The organism is Amorphoplanes digitatis (assembly GCF_014205335.1).
Classification (GTDB): domain Bacteria; phylum Actinomycetota; class Actinomycetes; order Mycobacteriales; family Micromonosporaceae; genus Actinoplanes; species Actinoplanes digitatus.
Window position 1 is genome coordinate 7,978,472 of sequence record NZ_JACHNH010000001.1, and the last position, 25,716, is coordinate 8,004,187.

The 25,716-nt window shown below is 71.5% G+C and carries 23 protein-coding genes; 9 read left to right on the forward strand and 14 right to left on the reverse strand.

Annotation, left to right across the window (positions count from 1 at the left end; all coding sequences use genetic code 11):
- Positions 1-645: 645 nt before the first annotated feature.
- Positions 646-2,529 (reverse strand): glutamine--fructose-6-phosphate transaminase (isomerizing), encoded by a 1,884-nt coding sequence (gene glmS / locus BJ971_RS35175; protein ID WP_184997603.1) that lies wholly within the window; start codon positions 2,527-2,529, stop codon positions 646-648.
- A 253-nt stretch (positions 2,530-2,782) separates the two neighbouring features.
- Here glmS and BJ971_RS35180 point away from each other — a divergent pair, with 253 nt between their 5' ends.
- Together BJ971_RS35180 and BJ971_RS35185 are read left to right on the forward strand one after the other, a co-directional pair.
- Positions 2,783-3,652: an MmpS family transport accessory protein gene (locus BJ971_RS35180; protein WP_184997604.1), complete on the forward strand. Its 870-nt coding sequence runs from the start codon at positions 2,783-2,785 to the stop codon at positions 3,650-3,652.
- Positions 3,653-3,701: 49 nt separating this feature from the next.
- Positions 3,702-4,889: a pyridoxal phosphate-dependent aminotransferase gene (locus BJ971_RS35185; RefSeq protein WP_377885362.1), complete on the forward strand. Its 1,188-nt coding sequence runs from the start codon at positions 3,702-3,704 to the stop codon at positions 4,887-4,889.
- A 217-nt stretch (positions 4,890-5,106) separates the two neighbouring features.
- On the opposite strand, the gene glmM is transcribed toward BJ971_RS35185, so the two are convergent.
- From glmM to rplM, 3 genes are all read right to left on the reverse strand, one after another.
- Positions 5,107-6,459 (reverse strand): phosphoglucosamine mutase, encoded by a 1,353-nt coding sequence (gene glmM, locus BJ971_RS35190; RefSeq protein ID WP_184997605.1) that lies wholly within the window; start codon positions 6,457-6,459, stop codon positions 5,107-5,109.
- Between the two features lie 157 nt (positions 6,460-6,616).
- On the reverse strand, positions 6,617-7,126 hold the full coding sequence (rpsI, locus tag BJ971_RS35195; RefSeq protein WP_221478910.1) for a 30S ribosomal protein S9: 510 nt from the start codon (positions 7,124-7,126) through the stop codon (positions 6,617-6,619).
- A 20-nt stretch (positions 7,127-7,146) separates the two neighbouring features.
- Entirely contained in the window at positions 7,147-7,590 is a 444-nt protein-coding gene (gene rplM, locus BJ971_RS35200; RefSeq protein WP_184997606.1) for a 50S ribosomal protein L13, read from the reverse strand.
- Positions 7,591-8,273: 683 nt separating this feature from the next.
- On the opposite strand from rplM, the gene BJ971_RS35205 reads away from it, so the two are divergent.
- Positions 8,274-9,386, forward strand: a complete 1,113-nt coding sequence (locus tag BJ971_RS35205) for a uroporphyrinogen-III synthase (RefSeq protein ID WP_377885364.1) — start codon at positions 8,274-8,276, stop codon at positions 9,384-9,386.
- 58 nt (positions 9,387-9,444) lie between these two features.
- On the opposite strand, the gene BJ971_RS35210 is transcribed toward BJ971_RS35205, so the two are convergent.
- The 4 genes from BJ971_RS35210 to BJ971_RS35225 are packed head-to-tail and all read right to left on the reverse strand — an operon-like array spanning position 9,445 to position 14,114.
- Positions 9,445-10,065, reverse strand: a complete 621-nt coding sequence (locus BJ971_RS35210) for a GTP-binding protein (RefSeq protein ID WP_184997608.1) — start codon at positions 10,063-10,065, stop codon at positions 9,445-9,447.
- Positions 10,046-10,408 (reverse strand): DUF742 domain-containing protein, encoded by a 363-nt coding sequence (locus BJ971_RS35215; RefSeq protein WP_184997609.1) that lies wholly within the window; start codon positions 10,406-10,408, stop codon positions 10,046-10,048. Before BJ971_RS35215 ends, BJ971_RS35210 begins: the two co-directional genes overlap by 20 nt.
- A 56-nt stretch (positions 10,409-10,464) precedes the next feature.
- Positions 10,465-10,878 carry a roadblock/LC7 domain-containing protein gene (locus BJ971_RS35220; protein WP_184997610.1) on the reverse strand — a complete coding sequence of 138 codons (414 nt, stop codon included), beginning with the start codon at positions 10,876-10,878 and terminating at the stop codon, positions 10,465-10,467.
- Complete coding sequence (locus tag BJ971_RS35225) at positions 10,875-14,114, reverse strand: sensor histidine kinase (RefSeq protein WP_184997611.1); 3,240 nt, start codon at positions 14,112-14,114, stop codon at positions 10,875-10,877. The genes BJ971_RS35220 and BJ971_RS35225 overlap by 4 nt, the downstream gene beginning before the upstream one ends.
- 472 nt (positions 14,115-14,586) lie before the next feature.
- On the opposite strand from BJ971_RS35225, the gene BJ971_RS35230 reads away from it, so the two are divergent.
- Positions 14,587-15,747 (forward strand): ABC transporter substrate-binding protein, encoded by a 1,161-nt coding sequence (locus BJ971_RS35230; protein WP_184997612.1) that lies wholly within the window; start codon positions 14,587-14,589, stop codon positions 15,745-15,747.
- A gap of 60 nt (positions 15,748-15,807) precedes the next feature.
- Here the strand turns inward: BJ971_RS35230 and BJ971_RS35235 are convergent, their stop codons facing one another.
- Positions 15,808-16,632, reverse strand: a complete 825-nt coding sequence (locus tag BJ971_RS35235) for an ABC transporter permease (protein WP_184997613.1) — start codon at positions 16,630-16,632, stop codon at positions 15,808-15,810.
- A gap of 70 nt (positions 16,633-16,702) precedes the next feature.
- A complete protein-coding gene (locus tag BJ971_RS35240) occupies positions 16,703-17,737 on the reverse strand; it encodes an ABC transporter substrate-binding protein (RefSeq protein ID WP_239087851.1) in 1,035 nt (344 codons plus the stop codon).
- A gap of 227 nt (positions 17,738-17,964) precedes the next feature.
- On the opposite strand from BJ971_RS35240, the gene BJ971_RS35245 reads away from it, so the two are divergent.
- The 5 genes from BJ971_RS35245 to BJ971_RS35265 all read left to right on the forward strand — a co-directional run bounded on the left by BJ971_RS35245 (position 17,965) and on the right by BJ971_RS35265 (position 22,006).
- Complete coding sequence (locus BJ971_RS35245; protein ID WP_184997615.1) at positions 17,965-18,714, forward strand: ABC transporter ATP-binding protein; 750 nt, start codon at positions 17,965-17,967, stop codon at positions 18,712-18,714.
- Positions 18,715-18,722: 8 nt separating this feature from the next.
- On the forward strand, positions 18,723-19,652 hold the full coding sequence (locus BJ971_RS35250) for an LLM class F420-dependent oxidoreductase (protein WP_184997616.1): 930 nt from the start codon (positions 18,723-18,725) through the stop codon (positions 19,650-19,652).
- A 35-nt stretch (positions 19,653-19,687) separates the two neighbouring features.
- Positions 19,688-19,963 (forward strand): cupin domain-containing protein, encoded by a 276-nt coding sequence (locus tag BJ971_RS35255; protein ID WP_184999274.1) that lies wholly within the window; start codon positions 19,688-19,690, stop codon positions 19,961-19,963.
- Positions 19,964-20,037: 74 nt separating this feature from the next.
- A complete protein-coding gene (locus BJ971_RS35260; RefSeq protein WP_184997617.1) occupies positions 20,038-21,444 on the forward strand; it encodes a hypothetical protein in 1,407 nt (468 codons plus the stop codon).
- Positions 21,445-21,565: 121 nt separating this feature from the next.
- A complete protein-coding gene (locus tag BJ971_RS35265) occupies positions 21,566-22,006 on the forward strand; it encodes a ribonuclease domain-containing protein (protein WP_184997618.1) in 441 nt (146 codons plus the stop codon).
- On the opposite strand, the gene thiC is transcribed toward BJ971_RS35265, so the two are convergent.
- The 4 genes from thiC to BJ971_RS35285 form a co-directional block, all read right to left on the reverse strand.
- Positions 21,994-23,586, reverse strand: coding sequence for a phosphomethylpyrimidine synthase ThiC (gene thiC / locus BJ971_RS35270; RefSeq protein ID WP_184997619.1), 1,593 nt, complete (start codon positions 23,584-23,586; stop codon positions 21,994-21,996). The two genes, BJ971_RS35265 and thiC, sit on opposite strands and share 13 nt — an antisense overlap.
- A 71-nt stretch (positions 23,587-23,657) precedes the next feature.
- Entirely contained in the window at positions 23,658-24,416 is a 759-nt protein-coding gene (gene thiD, locus BJ971_RS35275; protein WP_184997620.1) for a bifunctional hydroxymethylpyrimidine kinase/phosphomethylpyrimidine kinase, read from the reverse strand.
- The gene (locus BJ971_RS35280; protein WP_184997621.1) at positions 24,413-24,982 is read right to left on the reverse strand and encodes a thiamine phosphate synthase; all 570 of its coding nucleotides are present in this window, start codon (positions 24,980-24,982) and stop codon (positions 24,413-24,415) included. The genes thiD and BJ971_RS35280 overlap by 4 nt, the downstream gene beginning before the upstream one ends.
- On the reverse strand, positions 24,976-25,716 hold the full coding sequence (locus BJ971_RS35285) for a thiazole synthase (protein ID WP_184997623.1): 741 nt from the start codon (positions 25,714-25,716) through the stop codon (positions 24,976-24,978). The genes BJ971_RS35280 and BJ971_RS35285 overlap by 7 nt, the downstream gene beginning before the upstream one ends.

The window sequence follows — 25,716 nt, forward strand, 5'->3', positions numbered from 1 at the left end:
GGTTCGCCGTCGGCGTCCGGGTCCCTGGCCGAGGACCTCGCCCTCAGCCAGGCCCTGCCGAACAGCGCGCGGTTCCAACCTTCACCGAGCAGGAAACGATCTACATTTCGACACCAGCCCGGGCGCCCCGGCATCCGGAACCCACGCCTTCGCAAGCCCACCCCAGGCGAGCCACATCCGGCCATCACGCCATCACAGGCCCACCCAGGCGACCCGACATTCTGGCCCGCGCCATCACCGGCCTACCCAGGCGATCCGCATCCAGGACCCACGCCATCACGGGCCACGGGCCCGCATACAGCGCAGGCCCGCCAAGGCGAGCCCACTACCGGCACCCAGGCCATCACAGGCCACCCAGACGAGCCCACGACTGGCACCCACACCGTCACAGGCTTACCCAGGCCGTCCCGCATCCGGGACCCACGCCATCACCGGCCACGAGCCGACATCCAGCGCCCACACCATCGCGGGCCTGCCGGGGCGAGCCCACAACCGGCGCCCACGCCTTCATGGGCCTACCCGAGCGACCCGGCATTCCGGCCCGCGCCTTCGCAGGGCGGTCGGATGCCGAGTGGCCGGGTTACCGGGACGCCGGCAGCGAGTCGCTGGACACGCCGGCCGACGTCCCGAAAGGGAGGGGTGATGTCACTCCACGGTGACGGACTTCGCCAGGTTGCGCGGCTGGTCGACGTCGTGGCCACGGGCGGCCGCGATCTCGCAGGCGAGGATCTGCAGCGGCACGGTGGTCATCAGGGGCGCGAGCAGCGTCGGCGTACGCGGTACCTGGATCAGGTGGTCGGCGAAGGCGCGGACCGCCTCGTCGCCCTCCTCGGCGATCACGATGGTGCGGGCGCCGCGGGCGCGTACCTCCTGGATGTTGGAGACGACCTTGTCCCGCAGGACGCCGCGGCCGGCCGGCGAGGGCACGACGCAGACGACCGGGGTGCCCTCGTCGATCAGGGCGATCGGGCCGTGCTTCAGCTCGCCCGCCGCGAAGCCCTCGGCGTGCATGTACGCCAGTTCCTTGAGCTTCAGCGCGCCCTCGAGCGCGACCGGGAAGCCGACGTGCCGCCCGATGAACAGCAGCGTCGACGCGGTGCTCAGATCGCGGGCCAGGGCCCGGACGTCCTCCATGCCGGCGAGGAGCCCACGCAGGTCGTCCGGGGTGCGCTGCAGCCGCTCGACCACAGCGGCGACCTCGTCGGCGTACATGACGCCGCGGATCTGTGCGAGGTGCAGGCCGATCAGGTAGCAGGCGACCAGCTGGGTGACGAACGCCTTGGTGGAGGCCACTGCGATCTCGGGGCCGCCGTGGGTGTAGAGCACGGCGTCCGACTCGCGCGGGATGGTGGAGCCGTTCGTGTTGCAGATGGCGAGGACCCGGGCCTTCTGCTCCTTGGCGTGCCGCAGGGCCATGAGGGTGTCCATGGTCTCGCCGGACTGGCTGATCACGATCATCAGGGTCGAGCGGTCCAGGATCGGGTCGCGGTATCGGAACTCGCTGGCCAGCTCGACCTCGCACGGGATGCGCACCCAGTGCTCGATGGCGTACTTGGCGACCATCCCGGCGTGGTAGGAGGTGCCGCAGGCGACGATGAAGACCTTGTCGACGTCGCGCAGGTCCTGGTCGGTGAGGCGGACCTCGTCGAGCACGATCTCGCCACGCTCGGAGAGGCGGCCGAGGAGGGTGTCCGCGATCGCCTGCGGCTGCTCGGCGATCTCCTTGAGCATGAAGTAGTCGTAGCCGCCCTTCTCCGCGGCGGAGGCGTCCCAGTCGATGTGGAACTCCTTGCCGGTGGCGGGCGCACCGGTGAAGTCAGTGATCTCGATGGCGTCGGGCGTGATCAGTACGACCTGGTCCTGGCCGAGCTCGACCGCCTCGCGGGTGTGCTCGATGAACGCGGACACGTCGCTGGCGAGGAAGTTCTCACCCTTGCCTCGGCCGACGACCAGCGGCGAGTTGCGCCGGGCGGCGACCACGGCGTCGGGCACCGCGGCGTCGACGGCGAGCAGGGTGAAGGCGCCCTCCAGGCGCCGCACGGTGCGGCGCATGCCCTCGGCCAGCAGCTGCGGACCCTCCTCGGCACCGGACTCGCGCAGGACGCGCATCTCGGCGGCGAGCAGGTGGGCGGCGCACTCGGTGTCGGTGTCGCTGACGAACTCGACGCCGGTCGCCTCGAGCTCGGCGCGCAGGCGGGAGAAGTTCTCGATGATGCCGTTGTGGATCACTGCGACGCGGCCGTCCGCCGAGAGGTGCGGGTGCGCGTTGCGGTCGGTGGGCCCGCCGTGGGTCGCCCAACGGGTGTGTCCGATGGCCGTCGAGCCGACGACGATGCCGTCACTCGCCCGGTCCGCCAGCGTCTTTTCCAGGTTCGCCAGCTTGCCGGCCTTCTTCTCGGTCAGGATGACGGAGCCATCGATGACCGCGATACCAGCGGAGTCATAGCCGCGGTACTCCAGCCGGCGGAGCCCGTCGAGGACGATTTGCAAAGCCGGCCGAGCGCCGACGTAACCCACGATCCCACACATGTGGGGCAGCGTAGCGGACTTCCGCTCATGGCCACTGCGCAAGAGGCATACTTTCGCGCATCGTACGTGATCGAAAGGGCCGTTCGGCCCACCGTGGGTCACTCTGTGGCCAGGTCAGGGCGGCGAGTGACACGACTGGGTGATCCGGATCTGGCGCCGAGGGCGTACCGTCGGCCCGACGCCTGCTCTGGAGAGACGATTGAGTTACCCACCGCCTTCGGACCCGACACGCCAGTACCCGGGGAACGAACCCGTGTCCGGTCAGCCGTGGTCGTCACCGTCGGGCGACCCCCTCGCGACCGAGCCGTACCAGCCGCCGCGGCCGCCCACGCCGACGTTCCAGCCCGGGTATGCCCCGCTGCCCGGTGCGAACCAGCAGGCCAGCGGGCCCCCGGACGGCTACCCGCCGACCTCTCAGTTCCCCGCGCAGCCGGGGCAGTTTCCGCCGCCGGCGTACCAGCCGCCGCCCGTACAGGCGCCGCCCGAGCAGATGCCGCCGCCCGGATACGGCCCGCCCGGATACGGCCCACCGGCCGGATACGGCCCGCCGCCCGAATACGGCTCGCAGCCGGGATACGGCGCACCGCCGCCACCGCCGAAGCGCAGCAATCTCCCGCTGGTCGCCGTCCTGGTGGCGGTGACCCTGCTGCTCTGCGCGGGTGGCGTGACCTCGGTGGTGCTGCTGGTCAACAACGCGAAGCAGAAGGCCGAGGAGACCATCGGGTCCCTACCGACCCAGTTGCCCACGGACCTGCCCACCGACCTGCCGACGGACCTACCCACGGACCTGCCCACCGACCTGCCGACCGACCTGCCGAACATTCCGGGCCTGAATCAGGACCGGAAGATCGAGGTCGAGTACGAGGTCACCGGCGATGGCCCGGTCGAGATCATCTACCTGGAGAAGTTCGGCGGCGAGCCCCAGCGGGTGCGCAACGCCTCCCTGCCCTGGCGCAAGACGCTGACCATGCAGGGTTCGGCGCTCGTCTCGGTGGTGGCCGTTCGCGGCAGCACCTCGGAGGGCGAGCTGAGCTGCACCGCGAAGGTCGACGGCGAGGAGGTCGCCGCGAAGACGACCACCGGCACCTTCATCACGACCTCCTGCATCAAGGTCATCCTCTGACGATCGTGGCCGGCCGCGCTCCCGGGCCGGTGGCCGTAGGCTGGCTGGCGTGACGACGTCGACCCCGGCCGATCCACTCGTCGGCCGCATGCGCCCGTTCGGCACCACCATCTTCACCGAGATGTCCGCGCTCGCCGCGCGGACCGGCTCGGTGAATCTGGGGCAGGGCTTCCCGGACACCGACGGCCCGCCGGAGATGCTGGCCGCGGCCGCCGAGGCGCTGCGCTCCGGCGCCAACCAGTACCCGCCGTTGGCCGGCATCCCGGCGCTGCGGGCCGCCATCGTCGCGCACGAGCAGCGGTTCTGGGGGCTGAGCCGCGACCCGGACACCGAGGTGGCCGTCACCGCCGGGGCCACCGAGGCGATCGCCGCCAGCATCCTCGGGCTGTGCGAGCCCGGGGACGAGGTCGTGTGCTTCGAGCCGTACTACGACTCGTACGCGGCCTCGATCGCCCTGGCCGGCGCGGTCCGCCGGCCCGTGACGCTGCGCCCGGGCCCGGACGGCGGCTACGGCTTCGACGAGGGTGAGCTGCGCGCGGCCTTCGGCCCCCGCACCCGCCTGGTGCTGCTGAACACCCCGCACAACCCCACCGGCAAGGTGTTCACTGCGGAAGAGCTCGCGCTGATCGCGCGGCTCTGCCGGGAGCACGATGTGTACGCCGTGACCGACGAGGTCTACGAGCACCTGGTCTTCACCGACTCGTCCACGCCGCACATCCCGCTCGCCGGGCTGCCGGGCATGCTGGAGCGCACCCTGCGGATCTCGTCCGCGGGCAAGACCTTTTCCTGCACCGGCTGGAAGGTCGGCTGGGCGACCGGCCCCGCTCCGCTCGTGTCGGCGGTGCTGCGGGTGAAGCAGTTCCTGACGTTCGTCAACGCGGGACCGTTGCAGCCGGCGGTCGCCGTGGCGCTGGAACTGCCGGACTCGTACTTCGACGGCTTCCGCGCCGGCCTACAGGCCCGGCGGGACCGGCTGGTGGCCGGCCTGTCCGACGCCGGGTTCAAGGTGCTGCCGTCCGCGGGCACCTACTTCGTGACCGCCGACATCACCCCGCTGGGTGGCACGGACGGCGTCGACTTCTGCCGGGAACTGCCCGCGCGGTGCGGCGTGGTGGCCGTGCCCACCCAGGTCTTCTACGACCACCAGGAGCAGGGCCACCACCTGATCCGCTTCGCCTTCTGCAAGCGCGAGGAAGTCATCGACGAGGCGGCAAGGCGCCTCCGCACCCTGGCCTGACGGGAGCAACAGGCAGACTCGGCGCCTGTTGGCCGCGAGCGGCGCACACCCTGAGACATGGTTCGGACCCATCGCCCAACCAGCAAGCAGGCCGGCCCCATCACCTTGCGCACCAGGCCAGGCCTGCTGCCCAACCAGGTAGCAGGCCGACCCCACCACCTTGCGCACCAGGCCGGCCTGCTGCCCAACCAGGTAGCAGGCCGGCCTCAGCGCCCGGTCAGGCCGGGCTAGCCGTGCGGACCTCCTCGGCCACGCGCTCGGCGATGGTTCGCGCCTGCTCCTCGGTGCCGGCCTCGACCATCACCCGCACGAGGTGCTCAGTGCCCGACGGGCGCAGCAGCACCCGGCCGGTCTCCCCCAGCTCGTTCTCCGCCAGCGCCACGGCCGCCTGCACCGTCGGCGCCGAGGCGCCCGCCTGGCGGTCCTTGACCGGCACGTTGATCAGTACCTGCGGCAGCTTGTGCACCACGGCCGCCAGGTCGGCCAGCGACTTGCCGCTTGCCGCCATCGTCGCCATCAGGTGCAGGCCGGTGAGTACGCCGTCGCCCGTCGTCGCGAACTCGGGCATCACGATGTGGCCGCTCTGCTCGCCGCCGAGGGCGTAGCCGCCGACCGCGAGCTCCTCCAGCACGTACCGGTCGCCGACCTTGGTCTCCAGCAGGCGGATGCCGGCCTGCTTCATCGCCAGCCGCAGGCCGAGGTTGCTCATCACGGTCGCGACAAGGGTGTTGTCGGTCAGGGTGCCGGCGTCGCGCATGGCCAGCGCCAGGATCGCCATGAGCTGGTCGCCGTCGACCACGTCGCCCGCCGCGGTAACGGCGAGGCAGCGGTCGGCGTCGCCGTCGTGTGCCAGGCCCAGGTCGGCGCCGTTGGCCAGGACCGCCTCGCGGACGGCCTCGAGGTGCGTCGAGCCGCAGTTGTCGTTGATGTTGAGGCCGTCGGGCTCCGCGTGGATCGCGATGACCTCGGCGCCGGCCTCGGTGTACGCGGTCGGGCCGGCCTCGCTGGCCGCGCCGTTCGCGCAGTCGACAACGACCTTGATCCCGGCCAGGCTGTGCGGCGTCGACTCGACCAGGTGTTTGATGTAGTGCTCGGCGCCGTCGAGCAGGTCGTGCACGCGGCCGACGCCGGCGCCGGTCGGGCGTCCGATGAGACCGTGCCCGTCCTCGATGGCCGCCTCGATCTTGGCTTCGAGCTCGTCCGGGAGCTTCTGGCCGCCGGGGGCGAAGAGCTTGATGCCGTTGTCCGGCATCGGGTTGTGCGAGGCGGACAGCATCACGCCGAGGTCGGCGCCGGTCTGGCCGACGAGGAAGGCGACCGCGGGGGTCGGCAGCACGCCGACCCGGACGACGTTCGCTCCGGCACTGGTCAGGCCCGCCACGACCGCGGCTTCGAGCATCTCGCCGCTGGCCCTGGGGTCGCGTCCGACGATCGCTAGGGGCTGGTGGCTGGCGTCGCTCTCGATGAGCACCCGGGCGGCCGCGACGGCGACCGACAGGGCCAGTTCCGGAGTGAGGAGGTCACCGTTCGCGAGCCCGCGTACGCCGTCCGTGCCGAAGAGTCGCCCCATGTCGGTCGTTCCTTTCGCCGGCCGCCTGCCCTCCTCGCGGAGGGACGGACCGGTGCAGTTTTTGTGTGAGGAGGGAAACGCGGACGGCCGGGCACGCCCCCAAGCGAGGGAGCGCACCCGGCCGTCGGTCAGACGTGGTGCAAGACGAGCGCTGCGATCAGCGCTTCGAGTACTGCGGAGCCTTGCGGGCCTTCTTGAGACCGTACTTCTTGCTCTCCTTGACCCGGGAGTCCCGCGTCAGGAAGCCGGCCTTCTTCAGGGCGGGGCGGTCGTCCGGGTCGTTCGTGATGAGCGCGCGGGCGATGCCGAGGCGCAGGGCGCCGGCCTGGCCGGTGATGCCACCGCCACGCAGGTTCGCGATCACGTCGAACTGCTCGGCCTTCTCGGCGGTGCTCAGCGGCTCGCGGATGAGCTGCTGGTGCACCTTGCTCGGGAAGTAGGCGTCCAGGTCGCGACCGTTGCAGGTGATCTTGCCGCTGCCGGGCACGAGGCGCACCCGGACGATGGCCTCCTTGCGGCGGCCGACGGTCTGGATCGGACGGTCACCCGGGCGCGGGGCGCGAACGGCAGGCGCCGGCGCCTCGACGACCACGACAGTCTCGGCGGGGGCCTCGGCGGCCGGCTCCTCGACGGTCTCGACGACCTCGGGCTCGACGATGTCGGTCATGCTGTTTCCTTCGCCCGCGCTCACTGCGCGATCTGCTTGATTTCGAACGGCACCGGCTGCTGCGCGGCGTGCGGGTGCTCGGCGCCCGGGTAGACCTTCAGCTTCTTGAGGATCTGACGTGCGAGCTTGTTGTGCGGGAGCATGCCCTTGACGGCCAGCTCGACCGCGTGCTCGGGGCGCTTCGACAGCAGCTCCTCGTAGCCGACCTTCTTGAGGCCGCCCGGGTAGCCGGAGTGCCGGTACGCGACCTTGGTCTGCCGCTTGTTGCCGGTCAGCGCGACCTTGCCCGCGTTGATGATCACCACGAAGTCGCCGGTGTCGACGTGCGGGGCGAACGTGGGCTTGTGCTTACCCCGCAGGAGGGTGGCGGTGTGGGTGGCGAGCCGGCCCAGAACGACGTCGGAGGCGTCGATGATGTGCCACTGACGCTCGATCTCACCCGGCTTCGGGCTGTACGTACGCACAGAATTACCTTGTCTCGTCGTCGGTCTGGGGGCGCGCGCTGGTCGCAAGGAGCACGAACATCAAACATACCCCGAATGGGTACGCTCGCAGCTGTCGCACAACAGCAGGCAACAATACCCGCCTGCGCGGCGCGCGGTCAAAACGGGCGGTTGGGCCCGCCATGCAGACGGGACCGGATAACGTAGCGCCCCCAGTTTAGGCGGTGCCCCGCGGCGCGCCGACACGGGGCTGCGTGATCCCACCCACGGTGGTACCCAGCGTACGTGAATGCCTCTTAGCAGGTTCGAAACATACGGGACCCGAGTCCGAAATTACCCCCCGGCACGCTTCCGGACATGGCGAGTGGTGCGGTCACCGCGACGACGCGGCCAGGGCTCCGGCCCGGCAGTGCGTTCAGGAGCACCACCCACGAGCCGCCGCCAGGGTTGAGGACGGACCTGGCGGTGTCCGCCGAGCCGGTACTGCGGCTCGGCACAGGGCCGCGGCGTGCGCCGGCCGGAGGTACGGCGGAGAACGTAAGCGTGACATGGGAGCGGGTCGACGCTGAGGACGACGATCTCCGAGCGTGCCCTTCGGTGGACCGGCCGGTCACGCCGCGGCTTCTCAAGGGCCCTCCCCGCACGAGGGTGTGTGGAGGGCGGATCGCCGGATGACGGACCGGACCGGGAGACCGCGAAGAACCGTGATCACGGCATCGGCGCTGGCGGCGCCGACGGCCTCGTTGTCCGGATACACGATCGGCGTGACATCCGACCGCCGGCGCGACGAGCTGGCGGCGCTGTTGGAGAGCCGCGGCGCGCGCGTGGTCATCGCACCGGCGCTGCGCATAGTCCCGATCGCGGACGACGCCGTGCTGCGGGCGGCGACCCGGGCCTGCCTGGAGACGCCCCCGGACATCGTGCTTGTCAACACGGGGATCGGCATGCGCGGCTGGCTGGAGGCCGCGGAGGGCTGGGGCCTGGCTGAGCCGCTGCGGGCGGTGCTCTCCCGGGCATATCTGGTGGCGAGGGGCCCGAAGGCCCGCGCGGCGACCAGATCGGCCGGCCTGCACGACCAGTGGTCGCCGGAGGGCGAGAGCTATGCGGAGGTGGTCGAGCACCTCGCGGCCCGCGGCATCGCCGGCATGACGGTGGCGATGCAGCTGCACGGCGAGAGCCAGCCGGAGTACACGGAGGCGCTGGAGGCGGCCAAGGCCCGGGTGATCGAGGTACCGGTGTACCGGTGGGCGGCCCCGCTGGACCCGGCGCCCCTGCACCGCCTAGTGGACCTGATCGCGGGCCGCCTCGTGGACGCCGTGACGTTCACCTCGGCCCCGGCGGTCACCGCGCTGCTGAGCGCGGCGGGCCCGAGCACGGACACGCTGCTGGACGCCCTTCGCGGCGACATTCTGACGGCCTGCGTCGGCCCGGTGACGGCGGCGCCGCTGCGCCGCCACGACATCCCGGTGGTGACGCCGGCCCGGGCCCGGCTGAGCGCGCTGGTCCGGACAATCGTCGACGAACTGCCCAAGAGGGCGATAAGGCTTGAGGTGGCGGGTCACACCCTCGTGCTGCGCGGCCACGCGGCGATCGTGGACGGCGACCTGAGGCCGCTGGCGCCGGCACCGATGGCGGTTCTGCGGGCGCTGGCCGCGATGCCGGGCCGGGTGCTGTCCCGGGCGGCCCTGCTCCGGGCCCTGCCCCGGGGGGCCGACGAACACGCGGTGGAGATGGCGGTGGCCCGGCTCCGGGCCGGCCTGGGAGCGCCTGGCGTGATCCAGACGGTCGTGAAACGCGGCTACCGGCTGCCCGCCTGACGGGCGCGACCGGCAAGCGGCCCGCCCGTTGGTACAAGCAGACCGCCCGCTGTGAGGATCAGCCGACGGTCGCCGGGAATCCTCTGCCCTGCTCGGCCACGAGGGTCGCCATCGCGTGCTCGACCACCCCGACCAGTACCGTCTTCACCGAGTCCCGGTGCCGCGCGTCGCACATGATCAGTGGGACGTGCGGCGCGATGGCCAGGGCCTCGCGGACCTCTTCCGGTTCGTACCGGGGAGCGCCGTCGAAGCAGTTCAGCGCCACCAGGTACGGCAGGTGCCGGTTCTCGAAATAGTCCAGCGGCGCGAAGGCGTCGGAGATGCGCCGGGTGTCCACCAGGACGGCCGCACCGACCGCGCCCCTGATCAGCTCGTCCCACATGAACCAGAACCGGGTCTGGCCGGGCGTGCCGAAGAGGTAGAGGATCAGGTCCTCGGCCATCGTTATGCGGCCGAAGTCCATGGCGACCGTTGTGGTCTCCTTGCCGGGCACCTTGGACGCGTCATCGATGCCCTGACCAGCAGAGGTCATCACGGCCTCGGTGGTCAGGGGCTCGATCTCGGAGACCGCGCCGACAAGGGTCGTCTTGCCTACGCCGAAACCGCCGGCTACGACGATCTTCGCGGAGGTGATCTCCTTGGGTTGCGCCCCCGCCCGCTCAGAGCTTGCGAAGTCCACTCAACACCCTTTCCAGCAGATCCATCCGCTCCGTGAAGCCTTGTTTGGGAGCGGCACTGTGCAGCGTCAAAAGCCCGTCGGCGACCATGTCGGCGACAAGAACCCGGGCCACACCGAGCGCGAGCCTGCTGTAGGCCGCGATCTCGGCCAGCGACTGCGCCCGCGGCTCGCACAGCACGGCGATGCGGTATTTGTCATGCCCGGCGAACCGGGCCTCCTGAACGGCGGGCTGGCTGGCGACCAGCACCGCCTCGATGGGAATGTCGCGCCTCGGCTCCGTCCGGCCCCGGGTGACCGCATATGGACGGACCAGGTTGCCCCTGGGATCATGCGGCTCTCCCATCGTGCGGTCACCTCCTTCCGGCGTTCAGCGGCTTCTGGCGCGTATATCGCTCCAGGTCAGACCTGGTGCGCGACGGCTTCACGGGGTGCGGGCACCAGGGCGGCGCCGACCCGCTCGACCAGCAGAGCCATTTCGTAGCCGACCTGACCGACGTCGCAGCTGCGCGCCGCGAGCACCGCCATCGACGATCCGTCGCTGATGGACATCAGGAAGAGGTATCCGCTGTCCATCTCGATGATGGTCTGCTGCACCTCGCCGGCGTTGAACATGCGCGAGGCGCCGTCAGTGAGGCTGACGACGCCCGACGTGATCGCGGCGAGCTGATCGGCGCGGTCGGCCGGCAGGTCCCGGGACGAGGCCAGCAGCAGGCCGTCCGCCGAGACCGCGACGACGTGCGCGATGCCTGCCACGCTGTCGGCGAAGTTGCTGAGCAGCCAGCCCATGTCCTGCATGGTGGGGGGCCTGGTCACTGTTTGTTCTCCTTCGGAGCGGGGGCGTTCACGACAGCTGTTTCTTCACTGCCGGCCGTACGCCCGCGTTGCACACCTCGGTGGTACGCGGAAAGGAGGCCGCGCACCTCATCCGGGCTGCGACGGTTCTGGTTGCGCGGGCCGTCCTGCACGCCACCGGGGACGAGCTGGGCCTGTGGAACCCGCTTGGGTAGTCCGGAGCGGGTGGTGTCGTTGACGACGGGTTCCGCCGCCGCCATCGCCCGCTGCCATCCATCGTCGGCGGCGGTGCGCCAGGCTTCCTCGGCCGACCGGCGTGGCCGGGGCACCGTCTGCGCACCGTTGTCCGAGCCGGCGTCCGCCGACCGCGAACCATTGTGCCCTGCGTTCTGTGGCTTGGAGACCGGCGGTGCCACGGGCGCCGGGGGCGCCATCGGGGCGGCCGCGGCGACCGGGGCCGAGACCGGCGCCGCAGCGGGTGCCGAGACGGGTGCCGCGGCGGGTGCCGAGACGGGTGCCGAGACCGGCGCCGCCATCGCGGCCGGTGACTGCGGCTGGTTCGGGGGTGGCGCATAGCCCGCGGTCGGCATGCTCCATTCCCCGGTGATCGGCCCGTCGTGGCCCTTGAACCAGCTCTGCTGCATCTCGAGGAAGATCGGCGAGGTCTCGCCGGTCTCGCCGGCCAGCGCGGGTACCGGGGGCGCCGGCGCCGGAGGCATGGAGGCGAGCGCGGCCCCCCAGCCGTTCGGGTTGGGGCTCGACGGGCGCCTCGGCGCCGGGATCCTGGCGCCGTCGGGGGTGACGAAGCCCGTCGCCGGCGCGTAGTCCTGCTGGACCCCCCGGTCCGGTGCCGCGGTGGTCACCGCCGGATAGGCCATCGTCGGCGAGCCGGCGCCGTACGCCGGCGCGGGATCCGCCGGCTGCGGGACGCGGACCGGCAGGGGCGGCCGCTCGCCGGGCTGTGCGTCGCCGCGCTTGGGCAGCGCCGGGCGGTCCGGGCTCGGCAGGTCGTTGCCGCGACCCGGCAGGTGCGAGGGCGGTACCGGCAGTTGCGGATGGGGCGGCTGCTGCGCGGTGATGGCGGGGAAGCCGCCGGAGCGCTGGCCCCACGGTTCTCCGGAGACGGCCGGCAGGGTCGCCGTCGCGGCGCTGGAGCGGCCGAGCGGCATCGGGTCGTTCCAGCTCGCCGGGCCGGGGTCGAGCTGCCGGTTGCCGCGCGGCCCGTCCACCGACCGGCTGTTCGGCAGGATGACGATGTGGTTCGGGAGCACCACCTGGGCGACGGTGCCGCCCTCGATGTTGGCCCGCAGCTCGACCCGGATGCCGTAACGGCTGGCGAGGCGGCTGACGACGGCCAGGCCCATCAGGCGGAACGCGGCGACGTCGACGTCGGGCGTCTCGGCAAGCCGGCGGTTCAGCGAGTCCATCTGCTCCTCGGACATGCCGAGGCCGCGGTCCTCCACCTGGATCACCACGTAGTCGCGGATGCGCCGGCCGTCCGCGACCACCACCGTGTTCGGCGGCGAGAAGCGGGTGGCGTTGTCGAGCAGTTCGGCGACGAGGCGGACGACGTCGTTCACGGCGACGGCCATGATGGAGATGTCGGTGTCGACGGTGCCGAACTCGATGCGGTTGTAGAGCTCGACCTCGGACTGCGCGGCGCGCAGGGCGTCGACGACCAGGGCGTCCTCGCGGCGCGGCGCGCTGGAGTCGGCGCCGGCGAGAACCAGCAGGTTCTCGTCGTTGCGGCGCATCCGGGTGGCGAGGTGGTCGAGCTCGAAGAGCTGGGCGAGCCGCTTCGGGTCCTCCTCGCCGCGCTCGATCTGGTCCAGTTCGCCGATCATCCGGTCGACCAGGCTCTGCGAGCGGCGGGCCAGGTTGAGGAACATCGCCGAGACGCTGGTCCGCAGGGCGGCCTGCTCGGCCGCGATGCGTACGGCCTCGCGGTGCACGACGTTGAACGCCTGCGCCACCTGGCCGACCTCGTCGCGGTTGTTGAGCCGGATCGGGTCGCGCACCTGCCTGACGATGTCGTCGGCGCCGCCGTCGCCCAGGTTGCGGGCGTCGCGCAGCCGGGCGACCGCGTCGGGCAGGTCGCGGTTGGCCACCGCCAGCGCGCCCTCGCGCAGCCGGCGCAGCGACTGGTTGAGCGAGCGGGCCAGCACCACGGCGAGCGCGACGGCGAGGATCAGGGTGAGCAGGACCAGGCTGGTCTCCACCGCGGCCTGGCGGGCGACCGAGGAGCTCTCGTCGACGGCCTCGGCGAGGGTCTGCTGCTCGAGCCGCTGCTCGGCCCAGCGCATCAGGTCGACCACCGCGCCGAAGGACTGGGTGATCTCCAGCGGCTCGATCGGGTCGGAGCGGCTGAGCCGGGTGGCGATTCCGTCGGCCAGGTTGACCGCGTCGCCGGTCACCGTGTTGTCCACAAGCGACCGCTGCGCCGGGGTGGCGACCAGGGCGAAGCCCTCCAGGGCCTCCTGCTGGCTGGTCTGGGTGGCGGTGAAGACGGAGAGTTGCTCGGCGCTGAGGTCGCCGGAGGCGCGGGCCGCGTAGGCGACCGCTTCCTGCTCGGCGGTGCCGGCCTTGGCCCGGGCGAACGCGGAAACGGCTCGCAGGCTGTCGGCGACGGTGCCCTCGCCCGCGTACTGGCTCAGCACCTCGCCGTAGCCGACGAGGTCGGTGATCACGACGCTGTAGCGCAGCACCGCCTCGGAGATCGCGATCTCGTCGCGATCGGTGATCTTCGTCCGGGTCGCGTCCATCGTCTGTAGGTGGTCGTCGATCCGGGTGAGCCGGTCGGCCACGGCGGCCGGCGGCTCGTCGAGCTCGGCACGGTCCGCTGTGTACTCCTGGATCCGGGCGTCGCTCTGCTCGATCGCGGCGTTGAACCCGTCCGGCTTGGCCGCCGGGTCTGCGAGGTACTGCGCCGCCGCCATCCGCTCCTTGTGCAGGTACTGCGTGAGCCGGGAGATGTCGGTGGACAGCCGGGTCAGGTCCTCGACCTGGCGGGCGTCGAGCGCCCTTCCGCCGACGTCGACGAGGCGGACGGTGGCGAGCGCGAGGACCGCGAGCAGCGGCACGAAGAGAATCAGTGCCAGTTTGGAACGGATCCTGGCGTCCCGGAGCCGGGGGATGCGGCCACGCCGCTCCCGGGTGCCGAACCCGCTCGACCGGCCGGCGTCCGCACCGCTACCCGGGGGTAACTCGGTGCCGCCCGCGGGATAGGTCGAAGCCTGGGCCGAAGAACCGGTGCTCACGACATCTCCTCGCTGGTCATCCCCGCATCTCTGCGCCCGCCCGAGTGCTGTCTCCCGGGCCCAGCCGAATCAAGCGGCAGGGCTGGTGCCACACGCGGCACGGCCGCGATTTCATCAGAACCGGCAACCGTTTGGGAAGCCTGAGACGTTCCGGAAACAGCGTTCACAACGCGATGGCAATCACCCATTCGGTTCAACAATCGACAATGCGTAGGCGTTGAAGTGCACGAATGTAATCGTGATAACTATCCGTGTTGGTGCAGTGACGCATATGCATCAAGATTCCAACCACTATGTGGGAAAGCTATCCCGCTCACCATATTCGGCACAGCTTGACCAGGGACCTTCACGTTGGCAAGGTTTGGCGCGATTGGACGGACGGACTGTCCGTGTTCCCGCGGTCCACACCGGACAACGTTGCGCCCGCCGAGATGGTTCAAACCCGTGCTCCGCCCCCTAGGAGGCACCCGCAGTGAGGCTCCCCCGACGTCTGACGGCGTCCGTGATCGCGGCGACGCTCATCGTCACCCCGCTCACGGGCTGCGACTCGGACACCGAATCCGGCGAGGCCGCCGACATCGTGATCGGCGCCGACCTGGCCTCGGGCGCGACGGTCGACTTCGCATACACCCGCGCGCTCCAGCTCAAGGTCGAGCAGGTCAACGCGTCCGGCGTCCTCGGCGAGCGCAAGCTGGTCCTTCGCGTACTGGACAACCGGTCCGACCCGACCGCGTCGCTGCGCAACATCAGCACGTTCGCGCAGGACGAGACGGTCGCCGCCGTGATCACCGGCTCCTGCGACGCCTGCGTGGTCGGCGCCGCCAAGACGATCAACGATCAGAAGATCCCGACGATCGCGCTGGCCGCGGCCGACGAGGTCACCACCCCGGTCGAGAGCCGGCGGTACGTCTTCAAGCTCGGCCCGAACTCGACCGACAGCTCCGCGGCGCTGGTCGCCGAGCTGATCCGCAAGCGGACCCGGACCGCCGCGCTGCTCTACTCCGACGACCTGTACGGCCGCGGCGGCAAGACCAAGATGATGGCCGAGCTCAAGAAGGCCGGCATCAACGTGACGGCCGCCCTGTCGGTCAAGCCGACCGCCACCGACATCACCCAGACCGTCGGCACGCTCACCGACGCCGCGCCGGACGCGCTCGTCGTCTGGGCCGGCAGCGACCAGGCGACCCTCGCCGCCACCAGCGCGAAGGCGGCCGCCTACGCCGGCGAGGTCTACTTCGACGCGGCCGCCGCCGGCGACCTGTTCCTGCCGCAGGCGGCCAGGGCCGCCACCGACAAGACGACGATGGTCTTCACCCAGATCCTGGCGATCGACGACGTGATCGCGACGACGCCGGCGAAGGCCACCCGCAAGCAGTGGTTCCGCGACTACACCTCCCGGTACGGCACCTACTCGGGTGTCGCGTCGTTCGCGGCGGACGCGGTCGACCTGATCGCCGACGCCGTCGCCAAGGTGGGCGGCGACCGCCAGCGGATCCGGGACGTGCTGGAGACCTCGCAGACCGACGGCCTCTCCGGCCCGATCCGCCTCACCCCGGACAACCACTCCGGGCTGATGCCGCAGGCGCTGACCCTGCTGGTGGCGCGCAGCGGCCGCTGGCGGCTGCTCAGCTGACGGATTCACGCACGGAAAAGCCGGCCGGCGTTCTCGCCGACCGGCTTTTTCGCGTACGCGTCAGCGGCTCGAGGTAGTCGCCCGAACCCACGGGAGCAGTAGTCTTTCCCCGAGCACCAGGATGTAATAGAAGACAATGCTGATCACCGCAAGCAGAGTGATCGCGGCGAATGCCGTAGCGGTGTCACCCTGGCCACTGGTCTGCACGATGATCGTGCCGAGGCCGCTCTCGCCGTACTGCATCTCGCCGACCACCACGCCGATGACCGCGAGTGGCATCGCCACCTTGAGCCCGACGAAGATCTGCGGTAAAGCCGCGGGCAGCCGCACCCGGGCGAAGGTCTGCGACCGGGAGGCGTCCATCGACCGGGCCAGCTCGGCCAGGTCGGCCGGGGTGCTGGTCAGGCCGGTCGCGGTGGACAGCACGATCGGGAAGAAGCAGACCATGAACGCCATCGCCAGGATCGGCGTGCGGCCGTAGCCGAACCAGATCAGCATGAGCGGCGCGAGCGCCACCTTCGGCACCGCGTTGAACGCGACGAGCAGCGGCGAGAACATCCGCTCGAATGGCCGCCACGCCGCGATGGCGACGCCGATCAGCACGCCGACCAGCACGGACAGGCCGAAGCCCAGCAGCGTCGCGTACGCGGTGTGCCAGGTCTCGGTGAGCAGGAACTCGCGGTACCGCTGGAAACCGTCGACCACCTCGGGCGGCGACGGCAGCACGACCGTGTTGATCGCGAAGATCTCGGTGCAGGCCCACCAGACGGCGAGCGCGATGGCCAGGCCGAACACGGGCCAGACCACGGCCGAGAGGGTGCGGCGGCGCGCGGGTTCCGCCGGGGTCGCCGCGTCGGGGACAGGGGCCGTCGCCAGGCCGGTCATCTATGAAGCTCCCACTCCCCGGCGGCACGGGGCCCGCCCGTCGTGAGACGGGTCCCGTGCCGGAGCCGGATCAGGCGTTCGGCACCAGCGAGAAGTCGATGACCTGCTCGGGCGTGAGCCCGGCCTCGATCTGACCGGAGCCCTGGAGGATGGCGATGCTGCGCGCGACCCGCTGGCTGTCCAGCGCGCCGACGGGCACGCCGGAGGCCTCCGAGCGCACGAACGGGCTCATCAGCGTCAGCTCGGCCGCGGCCGACTTCGGGTCGGCGGTCGGCACGTTCTTCTTCAGGAGGTTGCCGGCCTCGTCCGGGCTGGTGATCGAGTCCTGGAGGCCCTTGAGCAGGGCCGCGGTGAACTTCTTCACCTTCTCCGGGTTCGCCTTGGCGTAGCTGGTCGAGGTGATCAGCGCGTTGCCGTAGAGGTCCTGGAGGTAGTCGCTGTACGGCAGGAGCACCGCGGTCTTGCCCTTGGCGATGTTCTCGATCGTGGGCTTGCCGACCACGAACTGGCCGATGCCGTCCACCTTGTGCTGCGCGAGCGTGCCGAACAGCGTCTGCGGCGTCCCGTTCACGAACTTGACCTTGTTGTGGTCAATGTTGGCGGCCTTCGCGTAGGTCGGGAACAGGCTGCGGACGACCGAGCCGGGCAGGTCGGCGACGGTCTTGCCCTCGAGGTCCTTCGGTGAGTTGATGCCGTAGCCGTCGAGCGACATGACCGCGGCCATCGTGCGCTGCTGGATCGCCGCCACCGCCGTGAAGCCGGTGACCTTGCCCGCGCCGCCCGCGGCGAACAGGCCGCCGGTGAGGTCGATCGGCGTGAACTGCGCCGTGCCGGCGACGATCTGCTTGATGTTCTCGCCGCTGCCGGCACCGGCCTTGATCTCGACGTCGAAGCCGGCGTCGCGGAAGTAGCCCTTCTCCTTCGCGACGTAGGCGTATGAGTCGCGCCCGAAGTTGCCGAACGAGGTCAGATAGGTGATCTTCTCCAGCGTCTGCGCGCCGCTGTCCGTGCCGCCGTCTGCGTCGTCGCTGCAACCGGCTGCGGCGGCGAGGGTCGTGGCCAACGCGGCGGCCACGAGCGTGCGAGTGAACGTTCTTCTGTGCACCGTGTTCCTTCCCAACCGAGGGTGTTGAGCTGGCCGGCGTCGGGCGGAGGGTGCCGCGGCGCCGGGAGGTGGTGTGCGAAACTCGCGCGTTAGCGTAGGGGAAGCCAACATGATGATCGATGTCAGGTGGGTCCGGGACACCCTTGTGGACGGGCTGATCATCACTGTGCAACACCGGATGGCTACAGTGTCAGCGCATCGATTCAACCCTATGGGAGCGCGCGCAGATGATCCGTCTCACCAGCGTCTCCCGTACTTTCGCGGGCCGTCGCGGCACTGTGGAAGCGCTACGGGAGATCGACCTTGAGGTGCACGAGGGTGAGTTCGTCGCCGTCCTCGGCCGCTCCGGCTGCGGGAAGTCCACGCTGCTTCGGTTGATCGCGGGCCTGCTGCCGGCGACCGCGGGCGAGGTCCGGGTCTCCGGCGACCGGGTGGACCGCCCGCGCCGCGACATCGCCATGATGTTCCAGCGCCCGGCCCTGCTGCCCTGGCGCTCGGTGCTCGACAACGTGCTGCTTCCGGTGCAGATCTTCGGCTGGCGCAAGGCGGCGCACCGGGGGCGCGCGCACGAGTTGCTGGCCATGACGGGCCTGGCCGGTTTCGAGAAGCGGCTGCCGCACGAGCTCTCCGGCGGCATGCAGCAGCGGGTGGCGCTGTGCCGTTCGCTGATCGCCAACCCGCGGGTGATGCTCATGGACGAGCCGTTCTCCGCGCTGGACGCGCTGACCCGCGAGGAGCTCTCCGGAGAGCTGCAACGGGTGCACATGGAGCTGGGCACCACGATCGTCTTCGTCACCCATTCGATCGACGAGGCGGTGCTGCTCGCCGACCGGGTGGTCGTGCTCAGCCCGCGACCGGGCCGGATCCGCGAGGTCCTCGACATCAAGATCCCCCGGCCCCGCACGCTCGGCCGGGGTGCGCACCTGGAAGAGGTGGCCCGCTGTAGCGCGGAGCTGCACGAACTGCTGATGGCATAGGACGGCCCATGCGCGTTTGCCTGTTCACCGAGCCGCACCGCGGCGCCACCTACGAGGACCAGCTACGGCTGGCCCGACTCGCCGAGGACGCGGGGTTCGAGGGGTTCCTGCGCGCCGACCACTACCAGTCGATGGGCGCCGAGCTGGGGCTGCCCGGACCGACCGACGCCTGGATCACCCTGGCCGGCCTGGCCCGGGAGACCTCCCGGATCCGGCTGGGCACGCTCGTCAACTCGGCGACGTTCCGGCTGCCCGGGCCGCTGGCGATCATGGTGGCCCAGGTGGACGCGATGAGCGGCGGCCGGGTCGAGCTGGGCATGGGCGCCGGCTGGCTGGAGCGCGAACACACCTCGTACGGCATCCCGTTCCCGCCGCTGGCCGAGCGCTTCGACCGGCTGGAAGAACAACTCGCGATCATCACCGGGCTGTGGGCGACCGAGGAGGGCGAGCGCTTCTCCTTCGACGGCAAGCACCACCGGCTGCTGGACGCGCCCGCGCTGCCCAAGCCGGTGCAGCGGCCCGGGCCGCCGATCATCGTCGGCGGCCGCGGCCCGAAGCGCACGCCCGAGATCGCCGCCCGCTTCGCGGACGAGTTCAACATGCCGTTCAAGACCGTCGCGGAGACGGCGGCGGGTTTCTCCCGGGTACGCGAGGCGGCCGCGCGCCACGGGCGCGACCTGCGGCTGTCGGCGGGCGTGGTGGTCGCCGTCGGGCGCACCGAGTCCGAGGCCCAGCGGCGGGCCGCGCCCCTGCACGTGCCGAGCGCCCTGCCGCCGGAGGACCCGGTCGTCGGATCGCCGGACGCGCTCGTGCAGCGCATCGGCGAGCTGGCCGCGATCGGCGCGACCCGGGTACACCTGCGGATCATCGAGATGGACGACCTCGACCACGTGGAGCTGATCGCTTCCCGGGTCCTCCCCCAGGTAGGAGAGCTGTGAGCGATCAGGCGCTGAGCCCCGTCGGGCAGCAGATCATGCTCGAGAACGACAAGGTGCGGATCTGGCACATCGCCCTTGAGCCGGGCGAGACGCAGCCCCTGCACCACCACGGCCTTGCGTACGTGGTGGTCGCCGTCCAGGGCGCCCGGAACGTGATCCACACGGCCGCGGGCGAGCGGATCGACGTCGAGGAGGAGACCGGCGGCGTGGTCTTCCGGGAGCCCGGTCAGACCCACATGCTTACCAACGCGGGTGACACTGCGTATATCGGCCGCATCGTTGAGTTGAAGGCCGGCGGCGCTTCCGCCTAGCCGGAGGTTTGGCCATCCTTAAGAAGCGCGCCGTGGACTGGCCGCGCTCCTGAGCACCCCGTAACGTGCCTGGCATGGCATTTCGGACCTGGGTCAAGCTGTTGTCGGCGACCCTCGGCGTGGCCGCGCTGGCCGGCGCGAGTCAGCTCGGTGTGGCGTACGGGCTCGGCATCGTCCGGCTCACGCGGGTGCTGGACGTGACCACGCGTGATCAGTGGACGGCGCAGCTCGCGTGGATCTCCTGGTTCGCGATGGTGGCGGCCGCGGCCGGCGCGCTGGCCGGCGCGGTGCTGCTGCGGCGCTGGTACCCGGACCGGGTGCGGCTCGGCGTCGGCACCGAGCTGGCGCTCTCCCTCGCGGCGGCGCTCGGCGCCGGCGTGGTGGTGCCGCTGACCATGCAGCCGGCCCGCACCGCACAGGTCGCCGGCGTCGACGAGGTCGTCGTGATCGCGATCTGCGCCGGGCTCGGCGCGCTTGTCGGCATCTTCGCGGCGTGGGCCGCCCTGGCGCAGGCGGTGGCGCGGTGGAGCATCGTCGTGACGGGAATCGCGATCTGGGTCGTCGCGGTGGTGTCGGTCGCGCCGTCGCTGGCGCCGAGTGACCCGCTGCCCGCCGTCCGGCTCGGGGTGTTCGACGCCGGGTTCCTCTCGCCCGCGGTGACGCAGCGGACCGCGCTGGCGACGATGCCGGCGCTGGCCCTGCTGATCGGCCTGGCGCTCGGCCTGGTCGCCCGCCGCCGGGAGCTGCCCCTTCTGACCGTCGCGCTGGCCGGGCTGGCCGGTCCGGCGCTGCTGACGCTCGCGTACCTGATCGCGGGCCCGGGCGCGGGCGACGACCGCTACCAGGTGGTGCCCTACTGGGCCGCGATGACCGCCGCCGGCGCGGGAGTGCTCGGTTCGGTGCTGGCCGCGGTCGTGCGCCGCGGCCCCGGCCCGGACGACGACGCCGGCGCACCGGGGCAGGACAAGCCGCCGCTGCCGAAGCGGACCGGCCGGTCCGACTCCGAGATCGCCGCCGCCGGCACCGGGGCGCCCGGCTCACCCGCCCGCCCGGCGAAGAACGCCTCCGGCGACAAGCCGGCGACGACCACCGAGGCGGCTACCCGGCCGCAGACCGGTGCTCGGCCGAGCGGGCCGTCCGCGGCAGGCCGCAAGCCGCAGAAGCCCCGCCGCCAGGGACGGCGCGCGAACGTCGCGGACGCCTTCATCGCCCGCCCGCAGCCCGGCGGCGTCGCCGTCGGCGACTACACCGACGACGAGCCCGCGCCCTACGACGCGTTCGCCCGGGGCCGGAACGCCGAGCCGCTGACCCGGGAGCCGACCGCGATCAGCGCGCCGCTGCCGCAACCGAATCCGATCAGCGCTCCGCTGTCGGTGACTCCGGCGCCGCGGCAGCGCAACGCCGACCCGGTCCCGGACGGTAAGCCCCGGCACGGCCGGGACGCCGACTACGTGGGCTGGGTCAGTGGCCTGGGCCAATAGCCGGCAACACATAGTCGAACACCGATGGAATGACGTGTCGGGGATGTACCGCGGGCGCGCCGGCGGACTGACCATGTAGTCACGGCCCAACGCCATGGGCCCTGACGCATCGGAGTCCGCCATGACCCCTGACGCACACCGCCCCTCCCGTCTACGCCGCCTGCTGTCGGCGATCGCGATCGCCTTCGCGCTCGCCACCGCCGGCCTCGTCGCCCCCGCCGTGGTGGCGCCGACGCACACACCGGCCGCCGAGGCGGCGGTCTATTCCACCTGCACGTTGTCGCGCTGCTCGGCCGCACGCACCGCGCGGACCGGGTGGAGCTCGCTGGGCTGGCCGACCAGCGCGGGCTGGTACAGCTGGCCGTACGGGCAGTACAACTACACCGGCGGCACGTTCCAGAACCGTGAGCGGCAGCTGCCGCTCAACGCCACCTACAGCGAGTACGACGTCTATCCCCGGGCCCGGGGCGCGGCGCGGGACGCGTACCGGATCGTGGTGAACCGGTCCACCCGCGAGACCTGGTTCACCCCCGACCACTACGTCAACTTCTACAAGCTCTGATCCGACGTGACCGGGAGGTACACGCGACCTCCCGCGTTCACGAACTCGTCGCTCTTGTCCTTCATCCCGCGGGCGGCGTACTCCTTCAGCTCCTGGGTGATCTTCATCGAGCAGAACTTGGGTCCGCACATCGAGCAGAAGTGCGCGGTCTTGGCGGGCGCGGCCGGCAGCGTCGCGTCGTGGTACGCCCGGGCGGTATCCGGGTCGAGCGCCAGGTTGAACTGGTCCTCCCAGCGGAACTCGAACCGCGCCTTGCTCAGGGCGTTGTCCCAGTCCTGCGCGCCCGGGTGGCCCTTGGCCAGGTCGGCGGCGTGCGCGGCGATCTTGTAGGCGATCACCCCGGCCTTCACGTCGTCGCGGTCCGGCAGCCCGAGGTGCTCCTTCGGCGTGACGTAGCAGAGCATCGCGGTGCCGAACATGCCGATCATCGCGGCGCCGATCGCCGACGTGATGTGGTCGTACGCGGGCGCGATGTCCGTGGTGAGCGGACCGAGCGTGTAGAACGGCGCACCGGCACACAGCTCCTGTTGCAGGTCCACATTCTCCTTGATCTTGTGCATGGGCACGTGTCCCGGCCCTTCGATCATGACCTGCACGCCGTGCTCCCAGGCGACATGCGTCAGCTCGCCAAGGGTCCGCAACTCCGCGAACTGCGCCTCGTCGTTGGCGTCCGCGATCGAGCCCGGCCGCAGGCCGTCGCCGAGCGAGAACGTGACGTCGTAGCGGGCCAGGATCTCGCAGAGCTCGGCGAAGTTGGTGTAGAGGAAGTTCTCGGTGTGATGGGCGAGGCACCACGCCGCCATGATCGAGCCGCCGCGCGACACGATCCCGGTGACCCGGTCGACGGCCAGCGGCACGTACGGCAGCAGCACCCCGGCGTGCACGGTCATATAGTCGACGCCCTGCTCGGCCTGCTCGATCACGGTCTCCCGGAAGATCTCCCAGCTCAGCTTGACCGGGTCGCCGTCGACCTTCTCCAGCGCCTGGTAGATCGGCACGGTACCGATCGGCACTGCCGAGTTGCGGACGATCGACTCGCGCGTCTCGTGGATCCGCTTGCCGGTCGACAGGTCCATCACGGTGTCGGCGCCCCACCGCGTCGCCCAGGTGAGCTTGTCGACCTCCTCGGCGATCGAGGACGTGACCGCGGACGTGCCGATGTTGGCGTTGACCTTCACCAGGAACCGTGCGCCGATGATCATCGGCTCGATCTCCGGGTGGTTGACGTTGGCCGGCAGCACGGCCCGCCCGGCCGCGATCTCCTCGCGGACCACCTCGGGCTCGACACCCTCGCGGATCGCGACGAACTCCATCTCGGCGGTGACCAGCCCGGCCCGCGCGTACGCGAGCTGGGTGGGCCGCTCTCCCGCCAGCGGCGTGCCGGCGCCGGCGACCGGCGCGACGTCGCCGCGCTCGGCGATCCAGGCGCCGCGCAGCGGCGGCAGCCCGACGGCGGGATCGCTGCCCGGCCCGGACGTGTCGTAGAGCCGCACCGGCGGGTTGTCCCCCGACAGTTCGACCTCCGCGAACGGCACCCGCAGGTCCGGACGGGATCCCTCGACGTACACCTTGCGCCTCATATTTCCTCCCCAATCGTGACGAACAGGGCGGCGTTCGACCGCACGGGATCGCGCGATCGCCGGATCGACCCTCAGACGAAGTGGTGCAGCGGACCCGGCCCCCGGCCGAGCTTCCAGTTCCGGCCGCCGGTGAGCGCCCCGGCGACGTACTTCTTGGCGAAACGCACCGCGGCGACGACGTCGTCGCCCAGCGCCAGCCGGGCCGCGATCGCGGACGAGAACGTGCAGCCCGAGCCGTGATTGTTGGCGGTCGCGACGGGCTCGCCGGAGAGCACGACCGTGCGCCCGTCGTGGTGCAGCACGTCGACGGCCAGCTCGCTGCCGGTCACCACCACCGCTCGCGGCCCGCGGGCCGCGAGTTCGGCGGCCGCATCGGCCATTTCCTCGGCCGTGCCCACCTCCCGTCCGAGGAGGGCGCCGGCCTCGTGCCGGTTCGGCGTCAGGACCCGGGGGTACGGGATGAGCGGCTCGACGGCCGCGACACCGGAGAGCCGGCTGCCGCTGGTCGCGACGAGCACCGGATCCACCACGAGTTCCGGCAGCTCGGCGGCGCGGTCGGCGAGCAGGGCCGCGACCGCGGGATCGCCGATCATGCCGACCTTGACGGCCGCGACGGCGAAGTCGTCGAGCACCGCCGTAAGCTGCGCGGCGACCACCTCGGCGGGCACGGAGTGGATCGCCGTGACGCCGCGCGTGTTCTGCGCGGTCACCGCGGTGAGCACGGAGACGCCGTAGACGCCCAGCGCCGCGAACGTCTTCAGGTCGGCCTGGATGCCCGCGCCCGCACCGGAATCGGAGCCGGCGATGGTCAGCACCACGGTCGGCGTCATGCCCGCACCCCCGCCGCCGCCACGAGTGCGGCGGTCACCGACTCCGGATCGGCCGCCCGCATCACCGCGCCGAGCACCGCCACCCCGGCCGCGCCCGCCGCCATGCACTCGGCGACCCGCGCGGGCGAGTCGATCCCGCCGAGCGCCAGCCACGGCACGTCGCCGGCAAGCTCCGCGGCCCGCGCCGGGCCGAGCGCCGGGCCGTAGCCGGGCTTGGTCACCGTCGGGTAGATCGGCGAGAGCGTCACATAGTCCTCCGTGGACAGTCGCGGCTCGCCGTGGCATGAGCGGCCGACGATCCCGGCATCCGGCGGCACGGGATCCGTCCGCGACAGGTGCACGGCGTCGCCGCCGAGCGGATCCGGCCCGGCGACCACCAGCCGGCCCGGCGGGACCACGGCACGCAGGGCCGTCGCCAGCGCGCGCCTCGCGGCGTACGCCAGATCCTTCTCGCGCAGGATGACCCACGCCGCGCCGCCGCGAACCGCGGCCGCGACCACCTCGACGAGCGGCCGCGCCGCGAGCCCGCGGTCCGTGAGCACGACGACGCCGGACGGGATCACCATTCCGGCCGCCCCTCGTCCGATGTGGACGCGAGCGCGTGGAAGCGCCGGGGAATCCGGCCGGCGCCGAAGGCCAGCCGCCCGGCCCGCACCGCGTGCCGCATCGCGGCGGCCATCCGCGCGGGATCCTCGGCCCGGGTGATCGCGCTCGCGATGAGCACCGCGTCGCAGCCCAGCTCCATGGCGAGCGCGGCGTCCGAGGCGGTGCCGATACCCGCGTCGAGAATCACCGGCACGTCGACGCTGTCCCGGATGAGCCGGATGTGGTGCGGGTTGGAGATGCCCAGCCCGGAGCCGATCGGCGCGCCGGCCGGCATCACCGCCGCGCACCCGGCGTCGGCCAGCCGGCGGGCAAGGATCGGGTCGTCGCTGGTGTACGGCAGCACCTGAAACCCGTCCGCCACCAGGGTTTCCGCCGCCCGCAGCAGCTCGACCCCGTCCGGCAGCAGGGTGCGCTCGTCGCCGATGACCTCGAGCTTCACCAGGTCCGTTTCGAAGGCCTCCCGGGCCAGGTGCGCGGCCTTCACCGCGTCGGCGGCCGTGTAGCAGCCGGCCGTGTTGGGCAGGATCCGCATGCCGAGCCGGTCGAGCATCGGCAGCAGCCCCGGCCCGGCGGCGTCGACCCGGCGCAGCGCGACGGTGACCATCTCGGTGCCCGAGGCGACGACGGCGGCCTCGAGCGCGGCCAGGCTCTCCGCGCCGCCGGTACCCAGGATCAGCCGGGACTCACCGAACAT

Bases quoted from the DNA above. Each gene is read 5' to 3' on its own strand.
- glmS (WP_184997603.1), bottom strand. From the start codon at position 2,529: ATGTGTGGGATCGTGGGTTACGTCGGCGCTCGGCCGGCTTTGCAAATC.
- glmM (WP_184997605.1), bottom strand. From the start codon at position 6,459: ATGGGGCGACTCTTCGGCACGGACGGCGTACGCGGGCTCGCGAACGGT.
- rpsI (WP_221478910.1), bottom strand. From the start codon at position 7,126: ATGACCGACATCGTCGAGCCCGAGGTCGTCGAGACCGTCGAGGAGCCG.
- BJ971_RS35215 (WP_184997609.1), bottom strand. From the start codon at position 10,408: ATGGGAGAGCCGCATGATCCCAGGGGCAACCTGGTCCGTCCATATGCG.
- BJ971_RS35235 (WP_184997613.1), bottom strand. From the start codon at position 16,632: ATGACCGGCCTGGCGACGGCCCCTGTCCCCGACGCGGCGACCCCGGCG.
- BJ971_RS35245 (WP_184997615.1), top strand. From the start codon at position 17,965: ATGATCCGTCTCACCAGCGTCTCCCGTACTTTCGCGGGCCGTCGCGGC.
- BJ971_RS35250 (WP_184997616.1), top strand. From the start codon at position 18,723: ATGCGCGTTTGCCTGTTCACCGAGCCGCACCGCGGCGCCACCTACGAG.
- BJ971_RS35255 (WP_184999274.1), top strand. From the start codon at position 19,688: ATGCTCGAGAACGACAAGGTGCGGATCTGGCACATCGCCCTTGAGCCG.
- BJ971_RS35260 (WP_184997617.1), top strand. From the start codon at position 20,038: ATGGCATTTCGGACCTGGGTCAAGCTGTTGTCGGCGACCCTCGGCGTG.
- BJ971_RS35265 (WP_184997618.1), top strand. From the start codon at position 21,566: ATGACCCCTGACGCACACCGCCCCTCCCGTCTACGCCGCCTGCTGTCG.
- thiC (WP_184997619.1), bottom strand. From the start codon at position 23,586: ATGAGGCGCAAGGTGTACGTCGAGGGATCCCGTCCGGACCTGCGGGTG.
- thiD (WP_184997620.1), bottom strand. From the start codon at position 24,416: ATGACGCCGACCGTGGTGCTGACCATCGCCGGCTCCGATTCCGGTGCG.
- BJ971_RS35280 (WP_184997621.1), bottom strand. From the start codon at position 24,982: ATGGTGATCCCGTCCGGCGTCGTCGTGCTCACGGACCGCGGGCTCGCG.
- BJ971_RS35285 (WP_184997623.1), bottom strand. From the start codon at position 25,716: ATGTTCGGTGAGTCCCGGCTGATCCTGGGTACCGGCGGCGCGGAGAGC.